This window comes from Thioclava sp. F42-5 (genome assembly GCF_002213195.1).
Lineage (GTDB): Bacteria > Pseudomonadota > Alphaproteobacteria > Rhodobacterales > Rhodobacteraceae > Thioclava > Thioclava nitratireducens.
The window spans coordinates 668,864-681,516 of the sequence record NZ_NBNZ01000002.1 but is presented as its reverse complement, the minus strand read 5'-3'; the positions used below and the strand labels follow the sequence as shown (position 1 = coordinate 681,516).

The 12,653-nt window shown below is 66.4% G+C and carries 10 protein-coding genes and 1 tRNA gene; 6 read left to right on the top strand and 5 right to left on the bottom strand.

Translation table 11 applies throughout. The features are described 5' to 3' along the window. The first annotated feature begins 29 nt into the window (after window positions 1–29). The 3 genes from B6V74_RS08560 (at window position 30) to B6V74_RS08550 (ending at window position 2,774) form a co-directional block, all read left to right on the top strand. Window positions 30–731: a DUF599 domain-containing protein gene (locus tag B6V74_RS08560; protein ID WP_088720133.1), complete on the top strand. Its 702-nt coding sequence runs from the start codon at window positions 30–32 to the stop codon at window positions 729–731. 54 nt (window positions 732–785) lie between these two features. Continuing rightward, the gene (gene recJ, locus B6V74_RS08555) at window positions 786–2,528 is read left to right on the top strand and encodes a single-stranded-DNA-specific exonuclease RecJ (RefSeq protein WP_088722526.1); all 1,743 of its coding nucleotides are present in this window, start codon (window positions 786–788) and stop codon (window positions 2,526–2,528) included. Between the two features lie 171 nt (window positions 2,529–2,699). Next, window positions 2,700–2,774: transfer RNA gene (locus tag B6V74_RS08550), tRNA-Glu, on the top strand. 158 nt (window positions 2,775–2,932) lie between these two features. Here B6V74_RS08550 and B6V74_RS08545 read toward each other — a convergent pair. The 5 genes from B6V74_RS08545 to B6V74_RS08525 all read right to left on the bottom strand — a co-directional run bounded on the left by B6V74_RS08545 (window position 2,933) and on the right by B6V74_RS08525 (window position 9,946). Then, window positions 2,933–5,293 (bottom strand): aldehyde dehydrogenase family protein, encoded by a 2,361-nt coding sequence (locus B6V74_RS08545; protein WP_206185190.1) that lies wholly within the window; start codon window positions 5,291–5,293, stop codon window positions 2,933–2,935. 12 nt (window positions 5,294–5,305) lie between these two features. Beyond that, entirely contained in the window at window positions 5,306–6,235 is a 930-nt protein-coding gene (gene deoC / locus B6V74_RS08540) for a deoxyribose-phosphate aldolase (protein WP_075776990.1), read from the bottom strand. Window positions 6,236–6,416: 181 nt separating this feature from the next. Continuing rightward, a complete protein-coding gene (gene rbsK / locus B6V74_RS08535; protein WP_088722525.1) occupies window positions 6,417–7,349 on the bottom strand; it encodes a ribokinase in 933 nt (310 codons plus the stop codon). Between the two features lie 99 nt (window positions 7,350–7,448). Then, a complete protein-coding gene (locus tag B6V74_RS08530) occupies window positions 7,449–8,183 on the bottom strand; it encodes a DeoR/GlpR family DNA-binding transcription regulator (RefSeq protein ID WP_168184197.1) in 735 nt (244 codons plus the stop codon). A gap of 134 nt (window positions 8,184–8,317) precedes the next feature. Next, window positions 8,318–9,946: an FGGY-family carbohydrate kinase gene (locus tag B6V74_RS08525; RefSeq protein WP_088722523.1), complete on the bottom strand. Its 1,629-nt coding sequence runs from the start codon at window positions 9,944–9,946 to the stop codon at window positions 8,318–8,320. A 349-nt stretch (window positions 9,947–10,295) separates the two neighbouring features. Here B6V74_RS08525 and B6V74_RS08520 point away from each other — a divergent pair, with 349 nt between their 5' ends. The 3 genes from B6V74_RS08520 to B6V74_RS18945 are packed head-to-tail and all read left to right on the top strand — an operon-like array spanning window position 10,296 to window position 12,531. Continuing rightward, window positions 10,296–11,237: a rhodanese-like domain-containing protein gene (locus B6V74_RS08520; protein WP_088720128.1), complete on the top strand. Its 942-nt coding sequence runs from the start codon at window positions 10,296–10,298 to the stop codon at window positions 11,235–11,237. 2 nt (window positions 11,238–11,239) lie between these two features. Further along, the gene (locus tag B6V74_RS08515; protein ID WP_233243159.1) at window positions 11,240–12,370 is read left to right on the top strand and encodes a YeeE/YedE family protein; all 1,131 of its coding nucleotides are present in this window, start codon (window positions 11,240–11,242) and stop codon (window positions 12,368–12,370) included. Next, entirely contained in the window at window positions 12,367–12,531 is a 165-nt protein-coding gene (locus B6V74_RS18945) for a hypothetical protein (protein WP_157771600.1), read from the top strand. The genes B6V74_RS08515 and B6V74_RS18945 overlap by 4 nt, the downstream gene beginning before the upstream one ends. Window positions 12,532–12,653 lie beyond the last annotated feature (122 nt).

Here is a 12,653-nt window from a genome sequence, read left to right as displayed (position 1 = left end):
AGGGAAGCCGCATCGCGCTAACTGTCGATATGACGACGATGTTTCATATCGGCCCGCTCGGGCCTCTCGATCTCGCGGCGCTTGCGCTTCTCGTCACCTGCTGGCTCGTGATCGGCTGGACGACCGAACATCCGAGCACCGCGCGCCCTTCGATGGGCAAGCTGATGGAGAACTACCGTCGCGAATGGATGCGCCAGCTGGTGACGCGCCAGCCGCGGATCTTCGATTCGGCCATGGTGGACGGGCTGCGGCAATCGACGACCTTCTTCGCCTCGTCTTCGCTGATCGCTATCGGTGCCGGGCTGGCGCTGATCGCGAACCCGCAGCCCCTGACGAATCTCGCCGATGATTTCGACATCGCGCGCGGCCCGGACCTGCTGTGGGAGGCGCGCATCCTGACGGCCGTGCTCTTCGGTGCGAATGCGTTTCTGAAATTCGTCTGGTCGCATCGGCTGTTTTCCTATGCCGCCATCGCAATGGCGGCGGTGCCCAACGAGCCCGAGGACCCGCTGGCCTATCCGCGCGCCGAACAGGCGGCGCAGGTGAACATCAACGCCGCGAAGAGCTTCAATCGCGGGCTGCGCTCGGTCTATTTCGCGCTGGCGACGCTGGCTTGGCTGCTCGGGCCCTATGCGCTCATTGCGGCGACGCTGTTCACCACGGCGATGCTCTGGCGGCGTGAATTCGCCTCGGACTCGCGTCAGGCGCTGCTGGAGAACATCCCCGACTAGGCGCGGCGCGCTCGCCTCTGGCAGCCTCCGCATGATTTAGCTAAACCCGACGCCATGAGCAGTTTCCTTTCCGTCGAGCAATCCCTGACAGGCCGCCGCTGGATCGGCCCCACACCCGAGGCCGACCGGCTGGCCGAGGCGATGGCGCAGCAGACGCGCTTGCCCCTGCCCCTCGCCCGCATCCTCGTCGCGCGCGGTGTGACGCCGGAGGAGAGCGAGGGCTTCCTCGAACCCACGATCCGCGAACTTCTCCCCGACCCCCGATCCTTGCGCGACATGGAGCAGGCGGCGGCGCGGTTCCTGAAAGCGGTGAAGTCGGGTGAGAAGATCGCCGTTTTCGCGGATTACGACGTCGATGGCGGCGCCTCGGCGGCGCTGCTGATCAACTGGCTGCGCGCGATGGGGCGCGAGGCGACGCTCTATATTCCCGACCGGATCGACGAGGGCTACGGGCCGAACGTGCCCGCGATGGAAAGCCTCGGGGCCGAGCATCCGCTGATCGTTTGCGTCGATTGCGGCACGCTGAGCCACGAGCCCGTAGCCGCCGCGAAGCCCGCCGATGTCGTCATCCTCGATCACCACCTTGGCGGCGAGACCCTGCCCCCCGCGCTGGCCGTGGTGAACCCGAACCGACAGGACGAGACCGGCGAGCTGGGTCATCTCTGCGCGGCTTCAGTCGTCTTCCTGATGTTGGTGGAGGCGAACCGGCAGCTGCGCGACGAAGGTGTGCAGGGCCCGCCCTTGATGACGCTTCTCGATCTGGTGGCACTTGCGACGGTGGCCGATGTCGCGCCGCTTACGGGCTGCAACCGGGCGCTGGTGCGGCAGGGGCTCAAGATCATGGCGCGGCGCGAGCGGCCCGGCCTCGTGGCGCTGTCGGACGTGGCGCGGCTCGACCGTGCGCCCGCCGCCTATCACTTGGGCTTCGTGCTGGGACCGAGGATCAATGCAGGCGGGCGGATCGGCGCGGCCGATCTGGGCGCGCGTCTGCTGTCGACAACCGACCCGCACGAGGCGCAATCCATCGCGGAACGGCTCGATCAGCTCAACACCGAGCGCCGAGAGGTCGAGAACGCTGTGCGGGAGGCGGCGCTGACGCAGGCCGAGGAACGCGGGCTCAACGCACCGCTGGTCTGGGCGGCGGGCGCTGGCTGGCACCCGGGCGTCGTCGGCATCGTGGCCGCGCGGCTGAAAGAGGCGACGAACCGCCCCTCGGTCGTGATCGGGGTGGAGAACCGGATCGGCAAAGGCTCGGCCCGCTCCGTCGCCGGCGTCGATATCGGGGCCGCGATCCAGCGCGTCGCCGCCGAGGGGCTGCTGCTGAAAGGCGGCGGGCACAAGATGGCGGCGGGCCTCACGGTGGAGGAAAACAAGCTGGAGCCTGCGATGGCGCGCCTGTCGGAGCTTCTGGCCAAACAGGGTGCGGGAGAGATCGGCCCGCGCGACCTGCGTCTCGACGGGATGCTGATGCCGGGCGCGGCGACCGCGCAACTGATTGAAGACCTCGACCGCGCCGGCCCCTTCGGCCAAGGCGCTCCTGCCCCGCGTTTCGCCTTTGCGGATATGGAAGTCGTGGGCGCGCGCCGGATCGGCGAGAGCCATCTGCGCTTCATGTTCGGCGACGGTATGGGCGCGCGGATCGAGACGGTCTGCTTCGGCGCGTTCGACTGCCCGCTCGGCCCCGCGCTGAGCCAGCCGGGCGCGAAGCGTTTCCACCTCGCCGGACGGTTGGAGATCAACACATGGGGCGGGCGCAACAAGGTGCAGCTGCGGCTCGAGGACGCGTCCGAAGCGTAAGCGACGCCCCACGATTGCACACAGAAAAGGGCTGTAATTCCAAGGCTTCGAGACTGCCGTAACGGAGGGACAAAAACTTTCCAAAAATCCGCAAATACCCTCTTGCGAGTCACGGTTCTCTGGCCTAAACACCGCTCCACCTTAGGCAGGTATGCCCGGAAGGTTCAGAGTGGTCCGTTCGTCTATCGGTTAGGACGCCAGGTTTTCAACCTGGAAAGAGGGGTTCGATTCCCCTACGGACTGCCACTACTCCCCCCATTTCAAAGCGATTTCACCACGCGCGCCGCTTGGTCGCGTGTGTTTTCATTCATGGTACAGCGCGGCTCTGCGCGCGCCGATCCCTCATCAAAAAAAGCGGCCCTTCCGGGGCCGCTTTCTCGTTTCCCTGTCAGGGGCCTGAGGCCTCACGCGCCGTAGGGCACCCAGATGTTCTTCACCTGCGTCGCGCGGTCGAGGAACAGGCGCCCCTGCCCCGCACGGGCTCCCCAGTCGCGTGCGTCGTCGGCTTCGACCCAGGTCTGTTTGAGGTTCCCGGCGCTTTGCGCCTCGACCATCCGGCAGCCCTCGGCATTGCCGAAATACCACATCGCATCGACGCCATCATGGGCGGCCAGCGTCTTCGCCAGCTCGTCGCGCGGGCCGGTGACGATGTTGACCACGCCCCCCGGCACGTCGGAGGTGTCGAGCACCTGATAGAGGTCGGTCGCGGCCAGCGGATGTGTCTGGCTCGGGACCAGCACCACGCGGTTGCCCATCGCAATCGCAGGCAGCACCAGCGAAATCGCCGCCAGAAGCGGCTGCGCGGTCGGAGCCACAAGTCCCATCACCCCGATCGGCTCGTTCATCGCGAGGGTCACGAATTCGGACTTCGTCGCGTGCACCGCGCCGTCGAACTTGTCGGCTTGGGCGGCATACCAGAAGCAACGCTCCACCGCCGTCTCGACTTCGGCCTCGGCGGCTTTGCGCGAGGCGCCGAAGCTTTCCAGACGGGCGGCGAATTCCGCGCCGCGCGCCGAGAGGTTCTCGCCGATGTAATAGAGCACCTGCGCCCGGTTATGGCCCGTGGCCTTGCCCCAGCCCTTCGCCTTATGCGCCGCCTCGACCGCGTTGCGGATGTCCTTGCGGTTGCCGAGCCCTGCGAGCCCCACGACCGCCTTGCCGCCCTTCACCTGATAGCTGTAGCCGCTATCAGGCCGCGCCTGCTTGCCGCCGACATAGAGCTTCGCGGTGCGGTCGATCTCGCCACCCTTGATCGTGTCGGCAGGACCGGTCTCCAGCTCGGAGGGCGTCGTGCCCTTGCCCTTGCCGGTAGCTGCTGCCGGATTGCGCAGATAGGCACGCATGCCTTCGCGCCCGCCCTCGCGACCGAAGCCGCTCTCGCGATAGCCGCCGAAGCCCGCGCCTGCGTCGAAAATGTTGGTCGAGTTGATCCAGACGATCCCGGCCTTCACCTGCCCCGCGATGTCGAGGCACAGGTTCACATTCTCCGACCAGATACTGGCCGCCAGCCCGTAGCGCGTGTTGTTGGCCAGCACCACCGCATCAGACGGCGTGCGGAAGGTGGTGAGCGTGACCACGGGGCCGAAGATTTCTTCGGTGGCGAGAACGCTCGCGGGTTCGACATCGGTCACCAGCGTCGGCGGGAAGTAGCAGCCCTGCGGGGCAGAGCCTTGGGTCAGCGTCGCCCCCTCGCTTGCGCCCTTCTCGACCAGATCGCGGATACGCGCGAGCTGCGAGGGATGCACGATCGCGCCGATATCGGTGCTCTTGTCCATCGGATCGCCGGTGCGCAGCGTCTTCATCCGGGCGCGCAGCAGCGTCTCGAACCGTTCGGCCACCGCCTCGGCCACGAGGATGCGCGAGCCAGCGCAGCAGACCTGACCCTGGTTGAACCAGATTGCGTCCACCACGCCCTCGACGGCGGCGTCCAGATCGGCATCTTCGAAGACGATGAAAGGGGATTTGCCGCCCAGCTCCAGCGTCAGCGCCTTGCCCGAACCAGCCGTGCGCTCGCGCAGGATGCGGCCCACATCGGTCGAGCCGGTGAAGGCCAGCTTGTCGATGCCCTCATGGCCGACGATCGCAGCCCCAGTTTCGCCGTCGCCGGTGACGATGTTGATCACCCCCTTCGGGATGCCGCATTCCTGCGCGATCTCGGCGAAGGCCAGCGCGGTGAGCGGCGTGTATTCGGCGGGCTTCAGCACGACCGTATTGCCAGCCGCCAGTGCCGGTGCGACCTTCCACGCCAGCATCAGAAGCGGGAAGTTCCACGGGATGATCTGGCCGCAGACGCCCTGCGCCGTATGGCCCGGCAGCTCGTCCTCGAGGATCTCCGCCCAGCCCGCATGGTGATAGAAATGGCGCGCGACCAGCGGGATGTCGATGTCGCGGCTCTCGCGGATCGGCTTGCCGCTGTCGAGTGTCTCGAGCACGGCGAGCAGGCGCGAATGCTGCTGGATGTGACGGGCGAGCGCGTAGAGGTGCTTCGCGCGCTGATGGCCCGACAGCTTCGCCCAACCGCTTTGCGCCCTGCGCGCGGCTGAGACGGCGGCATCCACGTCCGACGCCGAACCTTGCGTGACGCGCGCCAGCACCGTGTCGCTTGCCGGATCGCGGACTTCGAACAGATCGCCCGGCTTGGTCATCGCGCCGTCGATGAAATGGCCGAAGCCGCCCTCATGCTTGGCGAGCCACTTGCGCGCCTGGCTGTCGTCTTCGGGGGCCACGCCGTACTCCATGGTTTCGAGGATGCTCTGAATGCTCATTTTTGTCTCTCCTCAGGCCAGCGCGTGACGGCTGCTATCGGCGTAACGGCCAGTGACGTAATGCTCCAGCTGACGCTCGATATCACCCAGCATCGAGCTTGCGCCGAAGCGGAACAGGTCGGGGTTGAGCCAGTCGCGGCCCAGTTCTTCTTTCATCAGGATCTGCCAGGCCAGCGCCTCTTTCGCCTGCTTCATCCCGCCTGCGGGTTTGAAGCCGATGCGGTGGCCGGTCGCCATCCCGTAATCGCGCAGCGCACGCAGCATGGTCAGGCTGACAGGCAGCGTCGCGTTGACGCTTTCCTTGCCGGTGGAGGTCTTGATGAAATCGGCGCCCGCCTGCATCGCCACCATCGAGGCGGAATAGACGTTGTTGAGCGTCTCCAGCTCGCCGGTGGCCAGGATCGCCTTCATATGGGCGTCACCGCAGGCCTCGCGCATCGCCGCAATCTCGTCATGCAGGCCCTGCCAGTTCCGGGTCAGCGCCAGTTCGCGGTTGATCACGATGTCAATCTCGGCCGCGCCCTGCGCCACCGCCCAGCGGATTTCCTCGAGCCGCAGATGCAGCGGCATCAGACCCGTCGGGAAGCCCGTCGCGACCGAGGCCACGGGAATCCCCGTGCCCTCCAGTGCCTTGACCGCATGCGGCACCATCGTCGGGTAGACGCAGACCGCGCCGACGGTCAGCTCGCCCGGGCTGAGTCCGAGACCCGCTTCGATATGCGAGGCCAAGGGCTTGCGCGCCTTCGCACAGAGCCGCTTCACCCGGCCTTCGGTATCGTCGCCCGCAAGCGTCGTCAGGTCGATGCAACGCACCGCGTTGACCAGCCATGCCGCCTGATGCGCCTTCTTCACGCTGCGCCGGGCAGTGAGCGTCGCACAGCGGCGTTCGGCGGCGGCGCGGTTCACCCGGTGCCCCTCGAACATCCCCACATCGAGCGCCATGCCGGGGTTGCGCACATGCTCCCCCGCCGCGTTGGCGGTGGGCACCAAAGCGCCTTCCGCCTGCGTCTCGGTTTTCATTTCGGTCTTCATTGCGTGTCTCCTAAATCGGGACTCGTCACAGCCTCGCCATCACGTCCGGGGACATCTCCGGGGCGCGCGATCGGGACAAGATCAGCATACTTCAGCCGAGCCCATGCTCGGAAAGAAAGTCGTCGAATTCGGCGGGCGTCGCGTAGCTGGTTTGCGTACCGCGACGGGTGATCGAGAGGGCTGCATAACGCGCGGCCCGGGTCAGCGCCGCGGTGGGCTCCGTCCCTTGTCCGAGGAAATGCGCGAAACTGCCGATGAAGGCGTCGCCCGCGCCGGTCGTGTCCACGGGGGTCACGGAGACGGGCGCGATCTCTTCGACGGTGTCCGCCGTGATCCGACGCGCACCGCGACCGCCGAGCGTCACGACGACGTTGTGGATGCCGCGCTCGATCAGGCTGCGCGCGGCGGCGATCACTTCATCCTCGGTGCCTGTCGGCAGCCCCGAGAGCATTGCCAGCTCGCTCTCGTTCGGACAGAACCAGTCGAGCCCGTCGAGCCGCGCGATATCCAGGTCGGGATGCGCGGGCGCCGGATTGAGGATCGTCGTCACGCCTTCGCGCGCCCCGAAGGCCACGGTGTGATAGACGGTCTCCAGATCGACCTCGAGCTGCATCAGGATCGCGGAGGCGGCGCGCAGCGTCTCGGCTGCCGCATCGACGTCAGCCGGGGCGAGCGCCGCGTTGGCGCCTTTCACGATGAGGATCGCGTTCTCGCCATCGCGCTCGACGAAGATCGGCGCCACTCCCGAGGCCGACCCTTCCACCGTCCGCACATGGGTCGTGTCGATCCCGTTCGCTTCCAAATTGGCACGGACCTGCGGGCCGAAGCCGTCATCGCCAACGCAAGTGACCATCGCCACCTCCGAGCCCAGCCGCGCGGCGGCCACCGCCTGGTTCGCGCCCTTGCCCCCGAAGCCCATCACGAAATCGGGGGCCTCCAAGGTTTCGCCGCGACCCGGCATCCGGTCGATATAGGTCACCAGATCCATCATGTTCGAGCCGACGACGGCAATCTTCTCAGGCATTCTCTTTCTCCGTCAGTTCGAAAATTCTCGCGGCTCCGCCCGATAATGTTACGATCGCAACATAACTCGGACCTTCTCGCGCGACGCAGCGAGTGTCAACTACAACGTGAAGCTCATCCCGGCGAGAAGCCCGGCCTCGGTCACGACGCCCGAAATCTCGTCGAGCGTGGCAAAAACGACCGGCTTGCGCTGGCCGATCTTGCTGGCGTCCACCACCACAAAACACTGTTTCGAAAGCTCGATCGCCGCGCGTTTCACCGGGACTTCGTACTCGTGCGAACAGCTGAGCGCACCGTCAGAACCGACGCCACCAGCCGAGAGGAACGCCACGTCGATTCCGAGTGGCGCCAATCTCTCCTGCGGATTTCCGGCATGACAGGAGCGTGTGCTCGACTTGATCTCCCCGCCGAGAAACTCGACCGGGACACTGCTGCGCCCCTGAAGGATCTCCGCCGTGGTCAGACAATGGGTGATGATTCGCCGCGCTTTGCCCTGCGCCAGGAGCCGCGCGAGATGGGGCAACGTGGTGCCGGTATCGAGGAACACGACCGCGTCTTCGGGCACCAGGTCGAGCGCATGGCCCGCCGCCGCGCGCTTGGCGTCGATGGCGCGGTTCATCTGCGCGTCGAAGTCGTAATGCTCGGTCGTGCGGGTGGTGACGATATAGCCACCCCGGCAGGCAAACCCCGCCTCGGGCTGGGCCGCGTCGCGTCGCAGCGTCATCTCTGTCACGCCCATCTGCTCGGACAAATCCCGCAAACGCAGGGCGGGCGAGACATCTAGCAAGGCGGTTATCTGGTCGATCCGTTCTTGCTGGCGGCTGGGTCTGGTCACGATTTGGCTTTCAAGATCAGGATTTCGAAACGCGTTCCATAATCTGCAGAGTGTCCGTATCCGACCCCACGAAAGCAAGACCTGCGTTCCAGACCGCGCTGCGCCGCTGCGTCACGCCTCGTCAGCCAGTCGCGTCACCCGACCGCATTGGCCATGCTCTCGCGCACCGATCGGGCGGTTGATTGCAGCGTCAGGAAGGCGTCGAACCGCGCCGCGTGCAGACGTTCTATCACACCGCCTGCGGGCGCGAACCGGGTCGCAACCTGCGACATCGCCCCCATCGCGGCTTGCAGGTCATCGAACCCGTTCGCCGCGACCGCGCCAAGCATCGCGGCGCCCAGCAGCACCGGTTCTTCGCAGCGCGTGACCACAACATCGCGCCCCGTTGCATCGGCGATGATCTGACGGGTGACGGGATGCGCACCCGCGCCGCCCGAGATCGAAATCTCCGAGATCGGCGCGCCGTGTTCGGCCTGCACCTCGATGATCTGGCGCAGGCCATAGGCCAGCCCGCAGACCCCCGCGACATAGAGCGCCACGAGCGAGTCCAGCCCGGTCTCCATCCCCTGCCCCACGATAACCGCCCGTGCGTCCGGATCGGCGAAGGGCGCACGGTTGCCAAGGAATTCCGGCACCACATGCAGCGCCTCGGCAAGCGTCGCGACCTCCGAGGGTGAACCCACCTTCTCGAGCGCGAGATCAGCGAGGAATTCGGGCACGGATTTGCCCGCGGCCTGCGCCCGGTCTCGTGCCTCCTGTGCGGCCGGATGCAGTTGCACCAGTTGCGCAATCGCAGCGCCCGCGCCGGATTGGCCGCCCTCGTTGAGCCACATCCCCGGGATCATCGCCGAGAAATACGGCCCCCAGACGCCCGGCACGAAGGCAGGCTCGCGCGTCGAGGTCATGGTGCAGGAGGACGTGCCGAACACATAGCCCAGACATTGCGCCGGATCGCCCGACCCGCCCTGCGCCGCGACTGTGCCAATCCCACCGGCATGGGCGTCGATCAGCCCGGCAGCGACCGGCGTTCCGGGCGCCAGGCCCATCTGCGCAGCGGCTTCCTCGGTCAGCCCCGCCCCAAGCGGCGTGCCCGGGTCGACAATCCGCGCGCCGATCCGTTCGAAGCCGCCCTCGGCCAGATCGCCAAGGCCGATCGCATGGAAATAGTCGGGATCCCAGCGGTTCTCATGGGCGAGATAAGTCCATTTGCAGGTGACCGTGCAGGCGGAGCGCTCCAGCGCGCCGCTCGCCTTCCATGTCAGGAAATCCGCGAGATCGAAGAAATGAAGCGCCTGCGCATAGATCTCGGGGCGCTCCTCGCGCAGCCACATCAGCTTCGGCGTCTGCATCTCCGGCGAAATGCGGCCGCCCACATAGCGCAGCACCGCGTGATCGCCCGCATTGATCCGCTCCGCCTGATCGCGGGCTCGGTGATCCATCCAGACGATGACATCGCGCTCGGGCGCATCAGGATCGCCCACGGGCAACCCGCCCTCCGGGCCGATCACGGCGAGCGAACAGGTCGCGTCGAATCCGATCCCCGCGACATCGCGCGGGTCCACCCCCGACGCGGCGAGGGCTCCCGTCACGGCATCGCAGACCGCCTGCCAGATCTGGGCGCTCGATTGTTCGACATGGCCATGATCGTCCTGCCACATCTCCAACGGACGCTTGCCGACGCCGAGAAGCGTGCCCTCCGGGTCGAAAATCCCGGCACGCGCCGAACCGGTTCCAACATCGACACCGACGAAAAGCTTGCTCACGTTGATCCTCCCCAGACGCGCATTTTGCCCAATCCTTAACGGTATCGGGCGGGGACTGCCAACCCGAGCCGGGGCAGACGATTCTCGCAGCACAGAGCTGTCACGCTGCCGAACCCCCGATATCGAGGCCGAAAGGCGTTCCGCTGCGAATAAAAACGCGGTCGCGCGGTTCAGCGTCGCGATGGACCGCGCGTCCACCCCACCACGAGGAAAGGGACGCATATCTCACGAACGATAACGTATTTGGAACATTGTCCCCACGCGCAATAGAACCAGCGAACCGCCAAAGCTTGCCATCACAAAAATCCTGAACAATTTGGGACAAAATCCCTAACCAGCGAGGTTACCCATGACCCGTCTCGCACGAATTTCCGCAGCCGTCGCCACCGGCGCTGCCCTGTTCGCCGCCAGCGCCGCGATGGCCAGCGATCTCGGCCCGCTCGTCACCCCGAGCGAGCTGAACGCTGAGATCGACACGCTCGATCCGGTGCTGCTCGACATCCGCACCGGCAGCTATGAGAAAGGCCATATCGACGGCGCCGTCTATGCGCCCTATTCGCTCTTCCGTGGCCCGGACAACAACCCCGGCCAGGTGCCGCCGATCGCGAAGCTGCAGGCGTCCTTCGAGCAGATCGGCCTCGAGCCCGACCGTCCGATCGTGATTATCGCACAGGGCGACACGGACACCGATTTCGGCGCCGCCGCGCGCGTCTACTGGACGCTGAAGAGCACCGGCTTCACCGAGCTGTCGATCCTGAATGGCGGCACGACCGCCTGGGCCAATGCCGGGCTGCCGATGTCGGACGTTACCGAGAACCTGATGCCGACCGATCTCGATCTGACGTGGAATGACCGCTGGACGGCGGAAACCCCGGCCGTGAGCGATGTCGTCAATGGCAAGGGCAAGGCGGTGCTCGTCGATGCGCGCCCGCCGGCCTTCTTCGAAGGCAAGAAAGCGCACTCCGCCGCCGCGCGTCCCGGCACCCTGCCCGGCGCCGAAAACCTGCCCTATACCAAGTTCTTCCGCTCCGGCGCGACGGTGATCGACGCGAAAGCCGATGCGGCCGCACTGAAGGAGAAACTGGGCATCAAGGACGGCGAAGAGGTCGTGTCCTTCTGCAATACCGGGCACTGGGCGGCGACCGACTGGTTCGCCATGTCCGAGCTGGCGGGCATCGACAACGTCAAGCTCTATCCCGGTTCGATGGTGGAATATTCCCAGACCGACGGTAAGATGGCGAACACGCCCGGCCTGTTGCAGAACCTGCTGAACCAACTCACCGGAGGCTAAGAGTGTCCACGGCCATTCTTGAGAAACAGGCAGCGTCGGGCGGGATCGCCCGGCGCAGTGCTTTGATCCTCGCCGCTCTCGTGGCCATCGGCGCGCTCGCGCTGTTCGGCGGCGCGCGCTACGGCTTCATGCTGGCGATCGGCCTCGGCTTCGGGATCGCGCTGGAGGGGCTGCGCTTCGGCTTCGCGGGCCCTTGGCGGGCGATGATCGTGCGCCGCGAACCGGCGGGCATCCTCGCGCAGCTTCTGGCGATCGGTCTCGTCTCCATCGTCGCGATCCCCGCGATCACCAGCCATCCGGGCGAGCTGACCGGCGCGCAGGCCCCGATCGGCTTCGCGATGGTCGGCGGCGCCTTCGTCTTCGGCGCGGCGATGCAGGTTGTGATGGGTTGCGGCTCGGGCACGTTGGTCAATGCGGGCTCTGGCAACCCGATCGGGCTGCTCGCGCTCCCGTTCTTCGCGATCGGCAGCTTCTTCGGCGCTTACGGCCTGATCTGGTGGACCAATCTCGGAGCGCTGCCGATCCTGACCCTGCGCGGCACGAGCGGGCTCGCGGTGACGCTGATCCTGCTGGCTCTGGTGGCTGCCACGGTCTTCTTCCTCGGCAAGCGCGGCTCGCGGAGCCTGCCGCGGCGCTATGTCATCGCAGCGCTCGTCCTCGCAGCGCTCGCCATCGCGAACCTGCTGGTGGCCGGGCAGCCTTGGGGCGTCGTCTACGGGCTGGGTCTCTGGGTCGCGAAAGGCGTGAACGGGATGGGCTTCGATCTGACGCAATCGGCCTTCTATGCAGCCCCCGGCTCGATCACCCGCGTGAATGAGAGCCTGCTGACGGATTACACCTCGCTCACCGATATCGGCCTGATCGCCGGCGCATTCGGTGTGGCGGCATGGCGTCAGGGCGGCTTGTCGCAGAAACTGCCTAGCTATCCGGCGCGCGCCTGGGTCGCGACCGTCGTGGCGGGTTTCCTGCTTGGCTATTCCTCGCGTCTGGCCTTCGGGTGCAACGTCGGCGCCTTCTTCTCGGGCATCTCGACAGGCAGCCTGCACGGCTGGGTCTGGTTCGCGGCCGCCTTCGCGGGCGCCTATCTCGGCATCTGGCTGCGGCCTCGCCTTGGACTGGAGGCGCGCGCATGACCCGGAAAGCGACAGCCTTCACCGCGATGGCGGCACTGCTCCTACTGATCTGCGCGGATCTATTGGGCGCACCGCTCAATCCCTACCAAGCCCCTCCGGCCTTCGCCTTCGGATCCGGTCAGGTCGCAAGCGGCGGGTTCTGCGGAGCGCTGCCGAACTGATCTCCCAAATCCTTGCGATCTGGAACACCGGCCCGCTTCCCTCGGGCCGGTGTTTTCCTGCCCGACCTTGGAACCCCGTGCGCGGCCAGCTAGAGATCACCTGACGCGCCATCCGCGCGAAG

Bases quoted from the DNA above. Each gene is read 5' to 3' on its own strand.
- B6V74_RS08560 (WP_088720133.1), top strand. From the start codon at position 30: ATGACGACGATGTTTCATATCGGCCCGCTCGGGCCTCTCGATCTCGCG.
- recJ (WP_088722526.1), top strand. From the start codon at position 786: ATGAGCAGTTTCCTTTCCGTCGAGCAATCCCTGACAGGCCGCCGCTGG.
- B6V74_RS08545 (WP_206185190.1), bottom strand. From the start codon at position 5,293: ATGAGCATTCAGAGCATCCTCGAAACCATGGAGTACGGCGTGGCCCCC.
- deoC (WP_075776990.1), bottom strand. From the start codon at position 6,235: ATGGCGCTCGATGTGGGGATGTTCGAGGGGCACCGGGTGAACCGCGCC.
- rbsK (WP_088722525.1), bottom strand. From the start codon at position 7,349: ATGCCTGAGAAGATTGCCGTCGTCGGCTCGAACATGATGGATCTGGTG.
- B6V74_RS08520 (WP_088720128.1), top strand. From the start codon at position 10,296: ATGACCCGTCTCGCACGAATTTCCGCAGCCGTCGCCACCGGCGCTGCC.
- B6V74_RS18945 (WP_157771600.1), top strand. From the start codon at position 12,367: ATGACCCGGAAAGCGACAGCCTTCACCGCGATGGCGGCACTGCTCCTA.